The 19,290-nt window shown below is 49.4% G+C and carries 18 protein-coding genes and 1 tRNA gene; 10 read left to right on the top strand and 9 right to left on the bottom strand.

All coding sequences use genetic code 11. The features are described from left to right. Positions 1–25 precede the first annotated feature (25 nt). Together H6570_17890 and H6570_17885 are read right to left on the bottom strand one after the other, a co-directional pair. Complete coding sequence (locus H6570_17890; GenBank protein ID MCB9321160.1) at positions 26–1,543, bottom strand: alpha/beta hydrolase fold domain-containing protein; 1,518 nt, start codon at positions 1,541–1,543, stop codon at positions 26–28. Positions 1,544–1,973: 430 nt separating this feature from the next. Beyond that, positions 1,974–2,057, bottom strand: a tRNA-Leu gene (locus H6570_17885). A gap of 258 nt (positions 2,058–2,315) precedes the next feature. Here H6570_17885 and H6570_17880 point away from each other — a divergent pair. Then, positions 2,316–2,900: a hypothetical protein gene (locus H6570_17880; GenBank protein MCB9321159.1), complete on the top strand. Its 585-nt coding sequence runs from the start codon at positions 2,316–2,318 to the stop codon at positions 2,898–2,900. Positions 2,901–3,003: 103 nt separating this feature from the next. Here the strand turns inward: H6570_17880 and H6570_17875 are convergent, their stop codons facing one another. Beyond that, entirely contained in the window at positions 3,004–3,768 is a 765-nt protein-coding gene (locus tag H6570_17875; GenBank protein ID MCB9321158.1) for a hypothetical protein, read from the bottom strand. A gap of 230 nt (positions 3,769–3,998) precedes the next feature. Here H6570_17875 and H6570_17870 point away from each other — a divergent pair, with 230 nt between their 5' ends. From H6570_17870 to H6570_17855, 4 genes are read left to right on the top strand one after another with little or no spacing between them, the layout of a single operon-like run. After that, positions 3,999–5,075 carry an NAD(P) transhydrogenase subunit alpha gene (locus H6570_17870; protein MCB9321157.1) on the top strand — a complete coding sequence of 359 codons (1,077 nt, stop codon included), beginning with the start codon at positions 3,999–4,001 and terminating at the stop codon, positions 5,073–5,075. Between the two features lie 5 nt (positions 5,076–5,080). Beyond that, a complete protein-coding gene (locus H6570_17865; protein ID MCB9321156.1) occupies positions 5,081–5,398 on the top strand; it encodes an NAD(P) transhydrogenase subunit alpha in 318 nt (105 codons plus the stop codon). Positions 5,399–5,400: 2 nt separating this feature from the next. Further along, on the top strand, positions 5,401–6,792 hold the full coding sequence (locus H6570_17860) for an NAD(P)(+) transhydrogenase (Re/Si-specific) subunit beta (GenBank protein MCB9321155.1): 1,392 nt from the start codon (positions 5,401–5,403) through the stop codon (positions 6,790–6,792). Positions 6,793–6,818: 26 nt separating this feature from the next. Then, a complete protein-coding gene (locus tag H6570_17855) occupies positions 6,819–7,919 on the top strand; it encodes an AAA family ATPase (GenBank protein MCB9321154.1) in 1,101 nt (366 codons plus the stop codon). Between the two features lie 170 nt (positions 7,920–8,089). Here H6570_17855 and H6570_17850 read toward each other — a convergent pair whose 3' ends face one another. From H6570_17850 to H6570_17835, 4 genes are read right to left on the bottom strand one after another with little or no spacing between them, the layout of a single operon-like run. Then, the gene (locus tag H6570_17850; GenBank protein ID MCB9321153.1) at positions 8,090–8,902 is read right to left on the bottom strand and encodes a hypothetical protein; all 813 of its coding nucleotides are present in this window, start codon (positions 8,900–8,902) and stop codon (positions 8,090–8,092) included. After that, the gene (locus H6570_17845) at positions 8,899–9,882 is read right to left on the bottom strand and encodes a glycosyltransferase family 4 protein (protein MCB9321152.1); all 984 of its coding nucleotides are present in this window, start codon (positions 9,880–9,882) and stop codon (positions 8,899–8,901) included. The genes H6570_17850 and H6570_17845 overlap by 4 nt, the downstream gene beginning before the upstream one ends. Further along, positions 9,879–10,259, bottom strand: coding sequence for a 6-carboxytetrahydropterin synthase (locus H6570_17840; GenBank protein ID MCB9321151.1), 381 nt, complete (start codon positions 10,257–10,259; stop codon positions 9,879–9,881). The genes H6570_17845 and H6570_17840 overlap by 4 nt, the downstream gene beginning before the upstream one ends. A 29-nt stretch (positions 10,260–10,288) precedes the next feature. Next, complete coding sequence (locus tag H6570_17835; protein MCB9321150.1) at positions 10,289–11,263, bottom strand: zinc-binding alcohol dehydrogenase; 975 nt, start codon at positions 11,261–11,263, stop codon at positions 10,289–10,291. A gap of 192 nt (positions 11,264–11,455) precedes the next feature. On the opposite strand from H6570_17835, the gene H6570_17830 reads away from it, so the two are divergent. Both H6570_17830 and H6570_17825 read left to right on the top strand, forming a co-directional pair. Beyond that, on the top strand, positions 11,456–12,820 hold the full coding sequence (locus H6570_17830) for a T9SS type A sorting domain-containing protein (protein ID MCB9321149.1): 1,365 nt from the start codon (positions 11,456–11,458) through the stop codon (positions 12,818–12,820). Between the two features lie 87 nt (positions 12,821–12,907). Next, positions 12,908–13,339, top strand: coding sequence for a hypothetical protein (locus H6570_17825; protein MCB9321148.1), 432 nt, complete (start codon positions 12,908–12,910; stop codon positions 13,337–13,339). A 187-nt stretch (positions 13,340–13,526) separates the two neighbouring features. On the opposite strand, the gene H6570_17820 is transcribed toward H6570_17825, so the two are convergent. After that, positions 13,527–14,114 (bottom strand): hypothetical protein, encoded by a 588-nt coding sequence (locus H6570_17820; protein MCB9321147.1) that lies wholly within the window; start codon positions 14,112–14,114, stop codon positions 13,527–13,529. Between the two features lie 143 nt (positions 14,115–14,257). Here H6570_17820 and H6570_17815 point away from each other — a divergent pair, with 143 nt between their 5' ends. After that, complete coding sequence (locus H6570_17815; GenBank protein MCB9321146.1) at positions 14,258–15,142, top strand: helix-turn-helix transcriptional regulator; 885 nt, start codon at positions 14,258–14,260, stop codon at positions 15,140–15,142. A gap of 178 nt (positions 15,143–15,320) precedes the next feature. Beyond that, on the top strand, positions 15,321–16,244 hold the full coding sequence (locus H6570_17810) for a hypothetical protein (GenBank protein ID MCB9321145.1): 924 nt from the start codon (positions 15,321–15,323) through the stop codon (positions 16,242–16,244). Positions 16,245–16,358: 114 nt separating this feature from the next. Here the strand turns inward: H6570_17810 and H6570_17805 are convergent, their stop codons facing one another. Beyond that, positions 16,359–16,661 (bottom strand): hypothetical protein, encoded by a 303-nt coding sequence (locus H6570_17805; GenBank protein MCB9321144.1) that lies wholly within the window; start codon positions 16,659–16,661, stop codon positions 16,359–16,361. A gap of 144 nt (positions 16,662–16,805) precedes the next feature. Here H6570_17805 and H6570_17800 point away from each other — a divergent pair, with 144 nt between their 5' ends. Further along, positions 16,806–18,326 carry a serine hydrolase gene (locus tag H6570_17800; GenBank protein MCB9321143.1) on the top strand — a complete coding sequence of 507 codons (1,521 nt, stop codon included), beginning with the start codon at positions 16,806–16,808 and terminating at the stop codon, positions 18,324–18,326. Positions 18,327–19,290 lie beyond the last annotated feature (964 nt).

Below are 19,290 nucleotides of genomic sequence, written 5' to 3'. Positions count from 1 at the left end.
AAGGAATTATTCGCTGGCTGAATTGCTACTTCAGCTCCCTGGCCAACATCTGTTCGAGGATTTTACCCATCACTTCGTAACCCTTCTGGTTGGGGTGAACACCGTCGTAAGTGTATTCCGCCAGGAGGCCCAGCTGATGATCGACCATCGGAGTGAAATAATCAACATAGGGCAGATGTTCCTGCTCTGCAAATGCCTTGATCATTTTGTTCAGCTCCACGACCTTGGTCGATGGGCTTAGTCCGGGATGCCACGGAAAATCGAAGGCAGGCAGGACGCTGCACAACACCACCTGGATCCCTGCTGCCTGTGCAAGTGCGGTCATACTCTGCAGATTGCCAAAGGTCTGTTCGAGCGTCATCGGACCGGTGTTTTCAGCGATGTCGTTGATACCGGCCAGGATGACCACGGCCCGGGGATGAAGGTCCAGAACATCCTGACGGAAGCGCAGTAGCATCTGAGGAGTGGTCTGTCCGCTGATGCCCCGGTTCACATAAGGTTTATCCTTGAAGAATGCCGGATCAAGGTTGGACCATCCTTCTGTAATGCTGTTTCCCATCAGGACGATTCGCTGGGGATCTCTGGCTGAAAGCATGGCATTGTCTTTATCGTAACGATGTAAAAAAGCCCAATCCTGCTGCATACGCTGTGCATTGGGGTCAACAACATCCAGGTATTTATGGAGGTGCAACCAATCGCCGAACCTGTCAATCCACTGATCGGTCGGGATCATCTGTTTGCGCATGCCAAATCCATGCCCTCCTTTCTCGTACATGTGCAATTCGACCGGCTTACCGGCTTGCCTCCAGGCTTCATAAATATGCACGCTGGCAGGAGCAAGCCCAAGGTTATCATCCGTGGCTGCAACCACGAACATGGGCGGTGCATCGGAGGGAACCTGGACAGAATCAAAAATGGCAGCGTAGACCGGTCCTGCAAAATCGGGGCGGGAAGCTGCATCATAATGCAGGGTGGCGCCCATGGTTACCGTACCACCGGCTGAGAAGCCCATGATACCTATTTTATCCGGGTCAATATCGTATTCGGCCGCATGCGCCCGCACATAGCGAATGGCTTCCTGACCGTCGGCGATTGCCAATGGGATAACGGCGGTGTTTTCCGCCCTGAATTTTTCCGGGTTCTGCATTTTCTGGATCAATTCCAGCACCGGGTCGTCGGTCAGGCTGTGAACCAAGCGATATTTCAGAACAAAGGCGGTGACGCCCCGCCAGGCCAGCCATTTGGCCACATCATTGCCTTCAGAGTCGATGGATAAGGTCTGAAATCCCCCACCCGGACAAACGACAACTGCTGCTCCCGTCGCCCGGTCCGGATTGGCCTTAAACACCGTAAGGGTGGGATGGGTCACATTGTAGACTACCTTCGTCTGAAACATGTTCTTTTCACTCACGCCTTCTTCCCAATTCCAGTCTTCCGATCCGGGAGCTGCTCCTGGATACAAAGGCAGGACTTCCTGGCCGGTTCCGGTCGATGCCCAGAAAATGGTCAGCCCACTGACCAGTACAAGTAAGAGATTTTTCATAATACATGAGGTTAATTCAGATATCCTTCAGGGGTAACCAAGATAGATAAATTTCATTTCCAGCCATGCATCTTGTCAGGGGCATTCACCTAAAAAAGGGCTGCCTGGAACAGACAACCCGCGTACAAAATAAGGCTTATGGAATATAATTAATCGCAGACAAGCTCTTTCACTCATTTGGAGTCATGGCCGGAAGCCTGCCTTCGATGTATTCAAATATACAGTCTAATGAGGAGAGAATCCAGTCTGAGTGGTACCCGTGCGGTATTACAAACCTATAACCAACATTTATTTCTTTCCGAAATCCAATGGTGAAAGTCTAACGATTAGGGGCAGGGAGGGAATGAGCGGCCTTCAGACCGGATGGGAGCCGAGTACACGTAAAACCCCGATAGAATGGAATTCAGCGAGATAGCATTTTTAAGAAATGTGCCCAGGACAGGAATCGAACCTGCACGACCTATCGATCACTACCCCCTCAAAGTAGCGCGTCTACCAGTTCCGCCACCTGGGCCAATAAATATTCCATTGAAGTGGATCCCGGACACGATTTACCGGGACTGCAAATATAGCCAAATTCTGTATTATGCGAATGCCGTGGCAAGATTCCTTCGAAATGGAACCATTTGCCGGGGAAAATGAATTATAACGCATGAAGTCCTGGAAAAAATCCCTTTGAAAAGAGAATTTGCCCAATTAATGAATCACTGGAAAAAGGTGTTGGAATTGTTTGTTAAGGGATTTAATTTGCCCTCTTTGAATTTGGAACCGAATGCACGACATTGAACCATATTATCACTGGCTGGACCTTTATTCCGCTGCGGAAGACCCGCAGAGTCCCTTCTATGGTCGTGAGTATTCCGAATTTACTTTCCATAACCGGATTTACAATTACTACATCCATCCCCAGTGGGACGATTTCGGATCCAATACCCTTTATCTTAAGATTCTTTACGCCGATTATGCAGATGGGTACGCCATTCTGGAATTGATCGGCGAATGGAATGATGCCATATCCAACGACATTGAGACCCTCAAGCGCAACATCATCGAACCGCTGCTCGATGCCGGCGTAAGCAAATTCATCCTGCTCTGCGGCAACGTCCTGAATTTTCACGGCTCCGATGACTGCTATTATGAGGAATGGCGAGAAGAGGTCGAAGAAAATTTTGGCTGGATTTGTCTGCTGGAGACCCTGGAGCACGTCTGGCCGGAGATGGAAGATACCGACCTGCACTTCCACATGCATCTGGGCCCTTCCTTCAATCACCTCAACTGGCGTCGGATGTCGCCTCCCACCCTGGTCGCCGCCGTCGAGCAACTCATCCAGCGGAAACCGAAAGGCGTGTTTTATTAGGGTGTCAGGGATTCAAGGCATTGGTTTGTCAAAATCTGAAATCGCAAATCTGAAATCGCAAATCTGAAATCTCAAATCGAATAATCTTAAATCTGAATAATCGCTATTCTGAGACCAGCTCTGCTGCCGGCCCGGGACCCGTGTATTTCCGAACCAGGGTCAGAAAGAGCATGAGAATTCCTACGTTGAGCGCGATGACGATACCCCATTCAAAAGGCTGTCCTGTATGTTCCGTCATACCGGCTGCAGGCGGTGCTGCATAAATCACTTGCTGATAGTAAATAGCCAGACCTGACAGAATGTAGATCGCTACAATGACCGCCCAGTTTAGCGTCGGCGCCCACGGCCGCCTTGCCAGTTTTTCCGGTGTATCATAAAGTGACTGAATCAGCCTGCGGGGCCCTACATCCAGGTAGCGGTAAGCAACCAGCCAGTAAAGCAATCCATAATAATAGAACCAGTTGACGGCAATGGCCGCTACCACCACATGCAATGTGATCTCAAAATAATTGCGGAGACGAACCCAGGTCCCGATGAGCTTGCCAAACGATTGCGGATTGCGGTTAAAATAAGCTGCCAGCGGTAACGAAGCGGTGAGCAACGCAATACGTCCCCCCCAATACCACAGTTTGCTTTTATAATGCAATGCGAGGGGACCGCAAACGAAGAGATCAAGGGTGACGACAATAATATGTGCTGTAAAGATGATGATCGCCAGCCGGTTGCCAAAGAGCGGATTCAGCAATTGCTGAGGGCGTCGGAATCCCTGGTAGATCTGCTGTACTCCGACCCAGACACCCCAAAACAGCAAAATCGTATAAACGATGGTGATGAGGATTGAACCCGGGGTTACGGCTGAGAACTCCATAGAATGAGGTTATGAATAAATATAAGATTAGTTTCCAACAAACCCGGCAAGGTTTTCAGTAGGGTAAGGATAGGCGCCGTTGTAGATAGAACCAGCACATTTCACGCCCGGGTAGCCACCGGTTGTCAGCGCTCCGGTCGACTTTTATCATCACCGCCACTGATTCTGGTCAAAGGCCACGACCTTCCATTATTTTTTTCCTAATTTTCGGCAAAATTAGCGCAAGGCTTATGATTCTTGGCATAGTGAAAGAAATACGGGACCGCAGAGTAGCGCTGGTGCCGGAGATGGTTGTAAAATTTAAATCCTTAGGACTGGATATTTTGATTGAAAAGGATGCCGGTAAAGCAGCCTCCTTCCCCGATACCCTGTATGAGGATGTTAAATTTGGTTCCCGCGATGAAGTGCTTAAGCAAGCAGACATTCTTATTTCAGCCGATCCGCTCGATGAAGCAGACTATGCAAAAACCAAGGATAAGGCCTGGATCATCTCGATGTTTGCTCCTTACTTTGATGATAGCTACGTACAAAAGTTAAAATCCATGGGTAAGGAGGTCATCAGCATGGATATGATACCCAGAACCACTCTGGCTCAGGCGATGGATGTGCTGTCCAGTATGGCTTCCATCGCAGGATACCGGGCTGTATTGGTAGCTGCGGAACACCTGCCCCGTTATTTCCCGATGCTGATCACCGCTGCCGGTTCCATTCGCCCTTCCAGAGTTTTGGTGCTGGGCGCGGGCGTGGCAGGCCTTCAGGCGATCGCTACCGCACGTCGTCTCGGCGCTGCCGTAGAAGCATTTGACACACGTGCCGCTGCAAAAGAGGAAGTGTTGTCCCTGGGTGCCAAGTTTATTGAAGTCGAAGGAGCCAAAGATGATACCGCAGCCGGAGGTTATGCCGTAGAACAGTCGGAAGAGTTTCTGAAGAAACAGCGTGCACTGGTACAGGAAAGGGCTTCCAAATCCGATGTCATCATCACGACGGCCCAGGTTCGCGGCCGCAAAGCTCCGCTTCTTGTCCCGGAAGAAACCTTATTGAATATGAAGCCCGGATCGGTGGTCGTTGACCTTGCCGCATCCACCGGTGGCAACTGTGCACTGACCGAAGACGGTAAAGTCGTCCACAAACACGGCATTACCATCGTAGGGAACTCCAGTCTGTCCTCCGATATGCCTCAGGACGCCAGCTTCCTGTTCAGCAATAACATATTCAATTTTTTCAAAATATTTATTCAGGATGGAAATGTGGTTGAAGACAAGAGCCACGAGATCATCCATTCTGCCTGGCTGACCAAAAACAACTAAATCTTATGTTGGAATCCATTGCTCAATTTTACCAGGACTATCAATTACTGATTTGGTTGCTGGTATTTGCCATCCTGTTGGGATTTGAGGTGATCGCCAAAGTTCCGACGGTATTGCATACCCCGCTGATGTCCGGTGCAAACGCCATCAGTGGTATTGTCATCATCGGTGCGATACTGCTCGTACGCGAAACGCCCTCTGACGAATATCTGACCTTATCGATCGGCCTGGTGGCTGTCGTATTGGGAATGATCAACGTCATGGGTGGCTTTGCAGTCACGAACCGGATGCTGGAAATGTTTAAGAAAAAGAAAAGCGAATAACCATGGGAGGATTGTGGGTTGATTTCGGATACCTGATTGGTGCAACATTGTTCATCATCGGTCTGCGTAAGCTAAGTTCACCGGCGACGGCCCGTAACGGTAATCTCTGGGCTGCAGCAGGTATGGGTATAGCCATCGTTCTGGCCATGGTAGAACCGCTGACCGGATTTGGCAACTACCCGTGGATTTTCGGCGGGTTGATCATTGGTGGAATATTGGGATGGCTCATGGCCATGAAAGTCCAGATGACTGCCATGCCACAGCTGGTATCGCTGTTCAATGGATTTGGAGGCGCCTGTGCTGTGCTCCTGGCCATGGTGGAATTGTACAACGGATATGAAAACCATACATTCAGTCAGGGCTCCATCCTGATTGGTATGCTCACCCTGGTTATCGGTGGTGTTGCATTCACCGGTAGTGTGCTTGCATTCCTGAAACTGGACGGCCGGGTGAATGACAAGAATGTAACCTTGCCCGGACATACATACATCAACATTGCATTTGGTTTGATTACCATTGCCGGACTGGTTTATTTTACCATCTACCCGGATAAATTTAATTTAACTGCATTGACCATCTCCATCGTTTGGTCATTGGTCTATGGCTGGTCCTTTGTCGCCCCGATCGGTGGTGCAGACATGCCGGTGGTCATTTCGTTGCTGAACTCTTTCTCCGGACTCAGCGGGGCTGCAGCGGGCCTGATCTACGGAAACCGGATGATGCTTATCGGTGGTATCCTGGTGGGTGCCTCTGGTACCATCCTGACCATCCTGATGTGTAATGCCATGAACCGCAGTTTGTGGAATGTCATCATCGGAGGATTTGGCGGCGGAGGCAGCAGTTCATCGAGTGCCGAAGGTGAGGTTCGTGAGATCTCCGTCAACGACGCGGCGATACTGCTCTACTATGCGGACTCGGTTGTATTTGTCCCCGGATACGGACTGGCAGTGGCCCAGGCACAGAAAACCGTAAAGGAACTGGACGATTTGCTGGAAGCCAATGGCGTTGAGGTACGTTATGCCATCCACCCGGTGGCAGGACGGATGCCGGGTCATATGAACGTGCTTTTGGCTGAGGCCGATGTACCCTATCCCAAGCTGCTGGACCTCGACGACGCCAACAGCTTCCTGAACCAGGCTACCGTGGCAGTGATCATCGGCGCCAACGACGTGGTAAACCCAGCAGCCGAGACCGACCCGGGCAGCCCGATCTATGGTATGCCGGTGCTTAAGGTCTGGAATGCACAACACGTGATCGTGATGAAACGAAGCATGGCTGCCGGTTACGCCGGTATCCAAAACCCTTTGTTCTTCCATCCGAAAAACCGCATGCTCTTCGGTGATGCGAAGAAAAGACTGCAGGATCTGGTCACAGAAGTGAAAGGTATGGGATAAATTGCGTGTAAAGTCCAGCCGCAACGATGAAATATCGCAATATCTATGTAGCTGCCACCGGTCAGCATGTCGGTAAAACGACCAGTACCCTGGGACTCGTAGCCTCCTTTAAACAAAGAGGCCTTGATGTAGGTTACTGCAAACCGGTTGGCCAGAAATTTCTCGATATCCAGAATCTGAGGGTTGATAAAGATACCCTCCTGTTTGCCGATTTGATTCATTTTGAATTGAATCCGGATCTTCATAGCCCGATTATTCTGGGTGCCGGAGCCACAGCTACCTATCTGGATCATCCAACTCCGGAAATATTACGGGACCGGTTATTGCATGCCTCCCGGTCTCTGAGTGCCAGCAATGAGGTAGTCATTTACGAAGGTACCGGCCACCCCGGGGTAGGCAGCGTCGCCGACCTGTCCAATGCCGACGTGGCGAAATTGCTGGATGCCGGTGTGGTGATGATCGTTGAAGGAGGCATCGGCAGTACCATCGATAAAATGAACATGTGCCTCGCCCTCTTCCGGGAAAAGAATGTACCCATACTGGGCGTGATCGTCAATAAGGTTCTGCCGGATAAAATGGATAAGATCCGGCACTACCTGCAGTTAAAACTGGACCGGATGGGACTGCCTCTGCTCGGCCTGATGCCCTATGACCGTTCTCTGGCTTATCCATTGATGAAATCCGTAGCCGATGCCATCAACGGGGAGGTTATCTACAACAGCCAGCAGATGGATAACAAGGTAGAAGACATCATCGCCGGCTCACTGATTGACATGAAAGAGTTGAAAAGCTCGAACAATCTGCTGCTGGTGGTATCTACCACCACCCTTGAAAAAGCCATCAAGAAGATCGAATTCTTTTCCAAGATGCTCAAACTCAACGAAAGTCCACTGGCAGGTATTGTAGCTACCGGAGAAGGTGAGTTGCATTCAAAAGTAAAAAAATACGTACTCCAGCACCGGATTCCCCTGGTGCGTACACAATTGGATTCTTATGGTTCCGTATTAAAAATCAGCCGGATAGAGGTGAAGATCAACCTCCAGACACCCTGGAAGATCAAGCGGGCCATCGAATTGATTCAGGAGAATGTAGATTTGGATAAAATATTGAACCAAATCGAGCAATAATACGTAGATATATATAGTTTTTATGGTATTACCATTGTGTAATACCGCAATTTGATATAAATTACCGATTGGGAAAATAGGTGGAATCGCAGCCCCGCATCAACTAGTGAGAATAATTAATTGGGGCTGCTTTTTTATTTAACGCCTGGCCATTCCCTCCCGCTGCTTTTTTAATCAACTTTTTTTTCACTTCGTTGTATCCAGGCATCAATGTGGAGAACCCTGGCACTTAACCTTCTTTCCTTCACCTGTTCTCTTCTTACCCGGAGCCAGTCACGAAAGGCCGGATGATCATGTTGAGGCAGCATCTCCGGTACAGCCTTTTCCATATAGTCCAGTAAAAAATGGAGCATCAGGGTGTCTTGGGCGGGAATCTCCCAGGGAGACGGATGCATTACCACTTCAAACGGTCCGCGCACGGTGCTTAAGAATGGTTCCAGTGACCGGCCCAGTGCAAAGCCAGCAGGTTGTTCCCTTTCCATGTGTGCTTCGTAGGCGCCAATGAATCGTTGATCCTCCGGCAATGCCGGATAAAATTCCATGCCGGAATAGTTTATACTTGCGAGCAGCGGAACCCGGTGGATCCAGAGGTAGTCCAATAAACCGGTTATCTGGTGTGCGGTAAGGACATCCAGCAAGGCATTGCACAATAAAAGATCTGGCGCCGGATGCTCCTGAAGAAATTCCATGAAGTCCTGCTGCACATAGCGGGCTGAGATACCTGCCGGCAGTTGATCCAGCCAGCAGCCTCCCTCCCGGATGAGTTTCTGATCGATTTCAACCAGCGCCCAATCCTGAGGGGTACCGATCCTGCTAACCCAAAAGCGCAGATTGGATGCCAGCCCGGCGCCCAGATCTACGATCCGGCAGATGTCGCGGGGATGGTCGTTCATCCATTGTTCGAGTGGTGCAGTCCAGCGTGCCTCCGCATCATAATTGTAACGATGCAGCAACCATTCGATCTGATAACCTGTGGCGCTCATCGTGCCGTAAAACGAAGCAATTGGATAGCCAGCTGTTCATAAGAAGATGGCGTTCGTACCCGTTGTCCCTCTTCCGGCAAATACAAATGACCAGACCACCATTTTTCAGTCGCTTCCACCAGGGTCTCCATATCCCCGACCACCCAGCCGTCTACGCCCTCCTGCACCAGCTCACCTGCGTTGCCTCCTTCCAGGCACAATACTCCAACGCCGGCAGCCAGCGCTTCCTGGATGGCTATCCCAAAGGTCTCCATGGAGGAGGCACTGACGAATAAAGCAGCCCCCTTTAGCCAACATGTAATCTCCTCGTGGGGCACCGCACCCATAAAGTGCACCTGATCCCGCAGGATCTCATTGTTATTCACAATTGCCTTACAGGCAGCAGCATAGTCCGGCTCCAGCTCCGGGGAGCCAATGATGACGATCTGTACCGGCAACTCTGCCGAGGTCAGGCTCAGGCCCCGCAGATAATCCAAGATTCCTTTCCGCGGTATCAGGTTCCCCACCATCAGCAGATAAGGCTGCAACGCCCGCTGTGCAGGGCCGGACTGGCCTTCCTGGATTAGCAATGGTGGTTCCAACACCCAGATGACATTATTGACTCCATGGCCGGCAAGGAATTTCCGGGTAAACTCACTGGTGACAAGTATGGCGTCAAACGCAGCCAATTGAGTAATTTCTGTGGTCAGCATGTCCGATATCCCTTCTTCAAGGCTGGACAGATGATGTACCAGTAGGATGGTCCTGGTCGTCACCGGCAAGAGGACATCCAGATGCACCTGACCAAGTTGCGGCAGATAGATCGAATCAAATACGATCCAATCAGGCACCCAGCGCAATGCATGTGCTTTCCATCCTTCCCACCGGGTCATAACCACTTCCTCACCGGTCTGGTTCATCGCCTCCAGCAAACCCCCATTGTAGACATTTCCGCCGGAAGGAAACGATTTCGGATCAGGGATTACCCACAACCATTTCATGCCACCACTCCTTCGTAACCGGCCCAGGCCACATGGCTCTCGCCCAGGGTAACGGTCATTTTACCTTTAAATGAATTCCGGATTCTTGCGGCTATCCGGTCAAAAATAGTTTTTGACAAAAACTCCGTAGTCGTCAACTGGTTCTTAAACTCCGGAAGCATATCCAGATTCTGGTAATTCAAGGGCTCCAATACTTCCCGGAGGACCTGATGTGCCAGCCCGATATCCAGCACCACATTCATCCCATCCAGTGCAGACCGATAAAAGGTCACATCGACCAGATAGGTGGCTCCATGCATTTTTTGAGCCGGACCAAAGCCCGGATGATCCAGTGAGTGAGCGATCATAATGTGGTCCCTGATGCGAACATGGTACATGGTATTTCTTTGTTTCGTGTTTTAATGAACTACCGGTAGCGAACGATAAAGGTCAGGAATTCTTTTTGATCCGACCGTAAGCCATTGAATAAATCGGCCAGACCGGCAAAAGGAACTTCATGGGTCAGGTAGTCGTCCAGAGTTGGATCCTGCAGCAGATCCCAAACCAGAGCACTCCTTCGTGAGTGATCCCAACGGGCCAGGTGGTCTGCCGGCAAATGAGCAACCTGAGAAGAAATGATTTGTTTGCGGTGGCTGTGGAAAGTATGACCGAGGTCAAGGGTCACTGGTTCGATGCCATACCAGCTCAATTCCACCAGGCGTCCCTCAAACCCCAACAAATCCAGTCCTGTTTGCATTGCCTGACCATGACGTGTTGTATTAAAGGCTACATCAAAAGTGCCTTTGGTGTCCTCTGACCAGAGTGTTACATCATGTTCGCGTGCCCATTGCCGCCGCCAGGGGTCCTTTTCGATCACGGCAACCTGTACTCCCGGGATGCGGGAAAGAACGCGCCACAACATGGAACCAAGCAAGCCGAAACCCAGGATCACCACGCGGTCGCCTATGGTGACCCGGCCGTCCCAGATGGCATTGACGATGGTCTCCACGGTAGGGAATAACACGGCGCGACGAGGGTGGATCCCTGCAGGGATAAACTTAACATCAGCCTGGTTCACCACACACTGGTCCTGATGAGGATGCATGACATAAATCCACTGATCGCGATGCATGTCAGGAGCAATGATCTTTCCGACCAGGGAATAGCCGTACTTCACCGGGTACGGAAATGCACCTTCCATGTAGGGCACACGCATGGACTGGTAGAGGGTCTCTGGTACCCGGCCGGTAGCCACCAGCCATTCGGTGCCGAAACTGATGAGTGAATAATACGATTGGATCACCAGATCATCCGGCCCGGGCTCAGGCAACGCTTCTTCTTTCATTACTGAATGCGTTTCCGAGAGATGCCATAGGGCATTGGCGAAAAAAGTCTTTACCAAGGATTCAAAATTGACTTTAAAAATAGAATTGACTCATAAATAAAGATACGGAATATGGTTAAGGTCCGTAAACCTGCTGCCAGGGCTTCCGGACACAGAATTTCAGCGCGAACATCAGGGACAAGGATCAGACATTGCATTCAAACACAAATAAGAGTTATCTTCGCAAATCACATGAGAAATATTCAACATATGAAAAAATTCGGCATTCTTGGTGTCTTTTTACTTTCAATGACCTTTTCATTTGGTCAGACGCCGGCAGAAACTTTTCTAAGTCAATATGATGACCGGACACAACAGGTGATACTGGAAACGGTGGCACAGGCATTTGTGTCCTGGACTATCCCTTCCGCTGCTGCAGGCTATCTGCGCCCCTACGAATCTTCTTTTCATCTTCTGGCTGATCTCAATGCCGGGGGTACGCTCACAAGACAACAGGTATTCACGCTGGCACATTACGTCATGGATACCCTGACCGATGACCAGTTAACCCAAATTGCCACCCAGGTCAACGCCGAAGAAATATTTTCTCAGGAATACCTCAATAAATATGGCTCTTTCGCCATGCTCCTCCACCAGATATATACGACCGGCGAGGTAGCGGATTCCATCCAGGTCGTTGAAGGCGCCTACGAACTCGGCATCGTCGCCGGTACCCTTACCTTTGACCGGTTGACTTTGTTGCAAACCCTTAAAAGTCAGCTTTCTCAGGCACAAATGGATTACTTATCTGTCCCATTTGATCAGGCCATGGCTGCCACACCGGATACCCTGGGCGAGCGTCTGGGCAATTTTTATGGCATGTTTACCGATGAGCGCCTGGAACGGGTTCAGTATTTTGCCGCTATCCTGATGTCCTTTCTCCAGTCTCACGAGCCGGTAACCAGGACGGATCTGTTACCTTTCTGGGGATGGGCTTATTTTATGGATTACGATACAGATGGCACCCTCACTCCCGAGGTTCTGGGGAGTACCATTTTAGAGGCTTTTTCACCGGAACAACTGACCCTGCTTGGTTTGGTCGTACCCCAGCTGATGCAGATGGATGCTGTGCTGGCCTCCCCGGATCAGGGGTTGATCATGGCATTGAGCAACCTGAAGGAAACCGGGGTGATCGATGACACGCAGTATTTTGAAGACATCACGGAATGGTACCTCCGTCTAGGCCTGCAAGCCAGGACTCTGTCACCGTTTTTTGCTACCGCCTTATGCGGTCTGTCGGATGAACAGGTTAATGCCTTTTCAGGATTGACCTCGCTGGATCTGCTGCTGGCTTACAAAGCCGCCTGCCCCGTCAGTTCCCGGCATGAAATTTCCACCTATACCCTGGATCTTTATCCTAACCCTGTGCGAGATCTCATCCGTTTGCCACTGGATCAAAAGATCTCCGGACCCGTGGCTATCCGCATCTGGAATACCCAGGGACAGCAAGTTTTACAGCAACAATACCCATATCTTCCAGCCAGCCTGGATGTAAGAGCGTTGCCTGGTGGCATGCTTTTCATCCAAATCGAGTCGGGAAGTGATCTATACCTGGGTAAAGTGATCAAAGAATAATTCGCAGTCAATGAAATGTCCAGGTTTCCGAAGGAATATCTCGGGACAGGACTTTATCTTACAACCTGGAGCTAAAACCTAAATATCATGACGCTTAAACAACTCATCAAACTCGAAGATAAAGCCAAGGAAGTGTGGGTCATCAGCCCCGGATTGCATTACGATACGGAAGTCAAAGATTTCTCTGAACTGGTCAGTGTGAATCTCGGTGAAAAAACGAAATACCGCTACATCGTACCCGCATCGAAGGACATCGAAAAAAACATGAAGATCTACCAGAAGCTTTATAAGGTTTCCGATGCTGAGATGGAGCAAAATTTTCTGCTCTTACCGGACAATGAATTTGTGCCTTTCATCATGGAGACCGCAATTTATGATGCTTCGACCGACTGCATTGCCTGCGCCACGCCGGCATCCGAGGACGGCCTGGGTGTGATTCGTTTTAATGACGAGACTTCTAAAAAGATCGCCAGGGATTTCAAAACCCTCTGGAAACGGTATAAGCGGAAGAATCCGTAGGATCCGGGTGGGAGATTTGGGATTTGAGATTTCAGATTTGGGATTTCAGATTTCGGATTTGGGATTTTGGATTTTGGATTTCAATTATCCCGTTCCTGATGTCTAACAAAAAAAAAGAGCGTGTGCAAAACCTGCGGCACACGCCCTTAGTAAAATCAACTGTAAAAAAATTTGGTTCTGAGCGAAACTAGCGGTATATCGTTTTCGAGCGGTATTTCCCATCAGCAGCTACAGTAACATCGTAGGTTCCTCTGCCGAAATCTTCAAGGACAAAGCGGTAGATTTTACCTGGCTTGATTTCCTGCTTCAGGTATGCTTTCGCATCGTCTTTGATCTCCAGATTCATTGCAGTAATGTTGCTCAACCGGGTATCAACCAGGATCGAGCCACCGGTTTGCAGTATTTCCGGGAACAAAACCGTCTCGGTAGATCCTTTCACGATGGTAGCTTTACCATTGTAGATCTCAAGCTTCTGGGAAATAAATACGTGGTCATTGTCCATTTCTACGTCATAACGTCCCTCTGCCAGGTGACGCAGGTTGAACAACTTGTTATTGGCTTTCGGACTTACCTTTTCGGACCAGACCAAGCCACCGTTTGCGTCCCAGATCCGCACCTGCGTTTCATCCTGCAACTCCTGAGTCTGCAGAATAAAGGCGGGAAATGTGGAATGCTGGGGAACAACCAGGACAGAATCCAGGTTGTTGGCGCGGGCTACCAGCGAGGCAGCCACCAGGCCTAAAATGAATGCAGTTTTTCCGATAAATGATTTCATGATTCAAAAATTTTAAATGATACTGCAAATTTAAGCTCGTCTAAATCTGGTGGTCTAGGTCAGAATTGACCATTTGTAATGCAATTTTAACCAGGCTTAAACGATATTAACCGGATATGCGTTAATTTTGCAGAACACAGCCTATGAAAGCATTACTTGAGAAGATTGAGCCTAACTTCGGTAGCTCATTCACCATCCGCCAGTTCGAAAACCAATTCCTGTTTAAGGACCCCGTGTGGCACTTCCACCCGGAGTATGAGATCGTCTATGTATCCAATGGCAAAGGCAAAAGGCACATCGGTAATCACATCTCGTATTACCAGGATGGTGACCTGATCTTCCTGGGACCCAATCTTCCGCATTTCGGATTCACTCAGGAGCGCCACGATGGTCATAAGGAAGTGGTCGTGCAGATGAAGCCCGATTTTCTGGGTGTACAATTTATCCAGAAGCCCGAACTAGCGGATATCCGGCGACTGATGGAACGGTCACGCAGCGGTCTGTCTTATTTTGGCCCGATCCGTCATGAGATCGGCAAACGCCTGATCCGGTTGGCTCAGGCCTCCCCGTTCGAGAAATTGATCGGGTTGCTGGACATCCTGAACGAACTGGCGACAAGCAATGACTATGAGAATCTGCACGCCAATGGTTTTACCCTCGATGTCATGGTTGAAGACGAAGAGCGGATCCAGCAAGTCTATAAATTCGTACAGCAGCATTTCCGGGAAAACATCACCCTGGAAGAGATCGCCCAGGAAACAAACTTTACCGTTCCTGCATTTTGCCGCTTCTTTAAAAAACTGACCAATCAGACCTTTACGCAGTTTGTCAATGAATTCAGAGTAGGTAACGCCTGCAATCAACTGCAGGAATCCGATGCACTGATCAGTGAGATAGCGCTGAACTGTGGATTCCACAACCTGGCTCACTTCAACAAGCAGTTTCAGCGGATCACCGGGAAAACACCAAGTGAATATAAACGCCAGATGAAACCAGTGGTGCACTTTTCGGTGGTCGATGAATCGTGACCATTTATCAACCCTGGCATACGAAGAATAAAGTGGTAAAGAGGCCTTTGCTTGCAGCATCAAATGGACATTAAAGCTGAAAACTTCCATGAATCTCTGACATTCATCGATTGTTACCGGTCCAAGTCGCAAACTACTGGTAATTTAGACTGGTTAGCGTTCCAACAACTTTAGCATTATGAAAAATATAATCTGGTTATTTGCTCTGATCGCCATTCTGGTGGCCACTTCCTGCTCCAACTATACCGAAGAATTATGGATCAATAAAGATGGCTCCGGAAGTTCACAGGTTACGCGTGATATGGGTGAAATGTTACCCTTGCTGCAACTGGCCATGTTATCAGGAGGTGACGATGAAAAATCCGATTCTTCCGGCAATATGGGTATGAAAATGGCCAAATCGGTCGCTCAATCCATCCTGGAGCGCGGTAAGATCGACACGACCATCATCTTAGCGGACCTCGTCAAGTCGGTAATGAATAAAGATAAGCAGGACCAGATGTCGATTACCAGGATGCGTGAGCAGCTGGCTCAGTCTACCGATATCTCCAGTGACGATAAAAAAATGTTCGGCCAGATCCTGGAAGAGGTCCTGACAACCCGTATCCGGTTTCAGCTGGATACCGAAAAGGATCTTCTCCGCCTGACCACCGACCAGTCCTTTTCAAGTGTTGAAAACCGGATCGCAGGCTCATTTGGTAAAATCTTTGAACTCGTAAACAAGTTTTTACCTTCCGAAGAAGGAAAGGCCCAGGAATACCTCGACATGGCCAAAACATTTAAGGACAGCGCCCCACGCTATGCCTTCACCGATAATTCATTCTCCATCCATCGCAGCGGCCTGGACCTGAGCTCCGGCGGCCAGCAATTGGAACAGGGCGAACAGATGGCCAAAGGATTTCTGGGCGAAAGCAAGTACCGGATGATCATCCATGTTCCGGGCAAGGTCAGGTCTGTCAATGTACCTGGCGCAACATTTTCCAAGAACACCGTTACCTGGGAGATTCCGTTAACCGATCTGATCGAGGCCAATAAGAACCTGGACATCAACATCGACTACAAAGGCAAACGGAAATACCGCACGATCGCCCCGACCTGGTAAGTTACACGGAGAGCCGCGGAGGTATCACCGTGAAACACGAGGGATGTTGGATAAGGTTACCCGGAATTTTACTTGGATAACCCAAGCTGCATCATTCAGATCAGTACCGAATTCCTATCGGGTATAATAAAATTCAATACTTACCGTGCCATCCTGATCCACGCATTCAGGTGTACTGGTCCGGAAGGAGAGTTCCTCTTCATACCAATCGCCCGTAAGCAACGTATCGGTCTTACCTGCAAAAAAGAAATGGTCGGAATCACGACCTCGCGACTGCGTGATAAGTTCAAAAGGGCAAGAAAAATCACCTTGTACAGATAAAGCCATTTTATAGGTGCCTTGTGGTGGGGTAAATGCCTCATCAAACAGCTGGGGTAATTCATACGACCAACGCTTTCCACACCCAGCTAACATCATAGCCAGCAAAAGAACGATAGGTTTTTTCGGAAATACCTACAATTTATCCTTAACAGGATTCATTTACGCAGCGGTTTGGCGTGCAGAAGGTTTGAGATCATTAAGATGAAAATCAGTAATTTACCCTGCTCAAACACAAAAGACATGTCCCGAATTCTGACTTTAACGGTTTTGTTCTTCTCCTTCCTGACCCTCACCGCTCAGCCCAGTCTGTCAAAAATAGACCAGTTGATTGCTGATGCACAGGAGAAATACCATATCCCCGGCATGGCCGTAGGCATCACCTATCAGGGTAAGACCTTTCTGGCTAAAGGTTATGGTGTAAAGGAAAAAGGAAAACCGGGACTAGTGGATGAGAATACCTTGTTCGCGATCGCCTCCAACACCAAGGCGTTTATTGCCACTATGATCGGGATGCTGGTCGAAGAAGACAAGCTCAGCTGGAATGATCCGGTCCGTCAGTACCTCCCCTATTTTGAGCTGAAGGATCCGGCCGCCAATGAACTGCTGACGATCCGCGATCTGCTCTGTCACCGGGCCGGATTGGGTACTTATTCTGGGGATGTCCTCTGGTACAAATCCGAACGATCCGCCGAAGAAGTTCTGAAACGGGTAAAAGCGTTGGAACCAGCTTATTCTTTCCGTGACGGTTACGGTTATTCCAACCTGATGTTTATCGCCGCCGGCGAAGTGATCAGGGCTGTGACCGGAAAGACCTGGCATGAACTGGCGCAGGAAAAGATCTGGACACCCATCGGCATGGACCGGACGATCTGGTCGGTCAGCATGCTCGAAAATAATTATGCCATACCGCATAAACCACAACCGGATGGTCCTGATAAGGCTATTCCCTGGGTCAACTGGGACAATATGGGCGCGGCCGGAGGCATCATCTCTTCCGCGAACGATATGATCCGCTGGATGCAACTGCATTTACAGGGCGGCAAATGGCATGATCATGAAATCTATCCCGAAGCGATCCAGGCTGAAACCATGCAGCCCAACAACAGCTACCGGCTGTCATCCAACGCACTGAAGGCCATGCCCGAGAGGACCTATGCCGGTTATGGCCTCGGATGGGGACTGATGGATTATGCCGGGCACTGGGTGGTCAGCCACGGCGGAGGATACGATGGTATGTATTCGAAAGTCATGATGGTGCCGGACATGCAACTGGGGATTGTCATCCTGACCAATACCATGAAAGGCATCAGTAATCCACTCAGCTATGCATTGCTGGACCTCTTCAGGGAATCACCGGGCCACGACTGGATCGGGGAAGGCCTGCAGGGCGAAACCGCCAATCGCAAACGCCTGGCCGACCGGCTGGCGGAACGCACCGAGCATCGCGTTTTGGGCACCAAACCGGACTTCAATCCTGAAGACGCTGCTGGCGAATATGAGGATGAATTGTATGGCAGCCTGGAGGTAACGTGGGATGGAAAGGAGATGGAATTGCATTTTGGTCAGGCACCACATCTGGATGCAACCCTGACACACTGGCATTACAATACCTACCAGATCACCTGGCATGAGCCGCAGGCCTGGTTTGGCTTTGGCACGGTGCAGTTTACCCTTGATAACCAGGGCAAAGTCCACGGCATGGAATTCGATATACCGAATGACGATATCTTCTTCGAAGAAATTCATGCGGAGAAGAAATAATGTGTTTTTGAGATTCGGTAACCACTAAGGCATAGAGGTCACGGAGAACACTAAGGAGTTTTGAATATGAACGCTTCGTCTGCCTGAAACGAATATTCCGCCAGCCAAACAGGTTCAGTATATGGTCATTTTTCCACGATTTGTTCGCCGGAGCTGAAAACTGGGTTTGTGGTTGAATACGTTAATCAGGGCATTCAGAGTAGGGGTAAACACTAAGGCACAGAGGTCACCCAGAACACTAAGGAGTTTTTGATATGAACCCTTCGTCTGTCTGAAACAAATATTTCGCCAGTCAAACAGGTTGAAAATATGGTCATTTTCCCACGATTTGTTCGCTGGAGCCGAAAACTGGGTTTGTGGTTGAATACGTTAATCAGAGCATTCAGAGTAGGGGTAAACACTAAGGCATTGAGGTCACGCAGAACACTAAGGAGTTTTTGATATGACCGTTCGTCTGTCTGAAACAAATATTTCGCCAGTCAAACAGGTTCAGAATATGGTCATTTTTCCACGATTTGTTCGCTGGAGCTGAAAACTGGGTTTGTGGTTGAATACGTTAATCAGGGCATTCAGAGTAGGGGTAAACACTAAGGCATTGAGGTCACACAGAACACTAAGGAGTTTTTGATATGAAGCTACGCCGGCCAGATGTAAGTTCTTTCCATGATAGCCCAATAAAGTTTATGTAGAAAACCTTTAGTGACCTAAGTGTCCTTTGTGCCTTGGTGGTAAATGGATCTACTTCTGCTACTTCTGATACCTCTGATGCTTCTGATTCTTCTGTTACGTCCGATACCCACTGACACTCCTTAGTCTGTTAGCACCTCGTCTATTAACATTGATACCGACTTACAATTTTTTATGCATCAAAACTCTTGGTGGCCCTAAGTGTCCTTCGTGCCTTGGTGGTAAATGGATCTACCTCTGCTACTTCTGATACTTCTGATACCCACTGAAACTCCTT

This window comes from Lewinellaceae bacterium (assembly GCA_020636135.1).
Classification (GTDB): Bacteria; Bacteroidota; Bacteroidia; order Chitinophagales; family Saprospiraceae; genus JAGQXC01.
The sequence above is the reverse complement of the archived record's forward strand: the minus strand, read 5'-3'. Positions and strand labels throughout refer to the sequence as shown.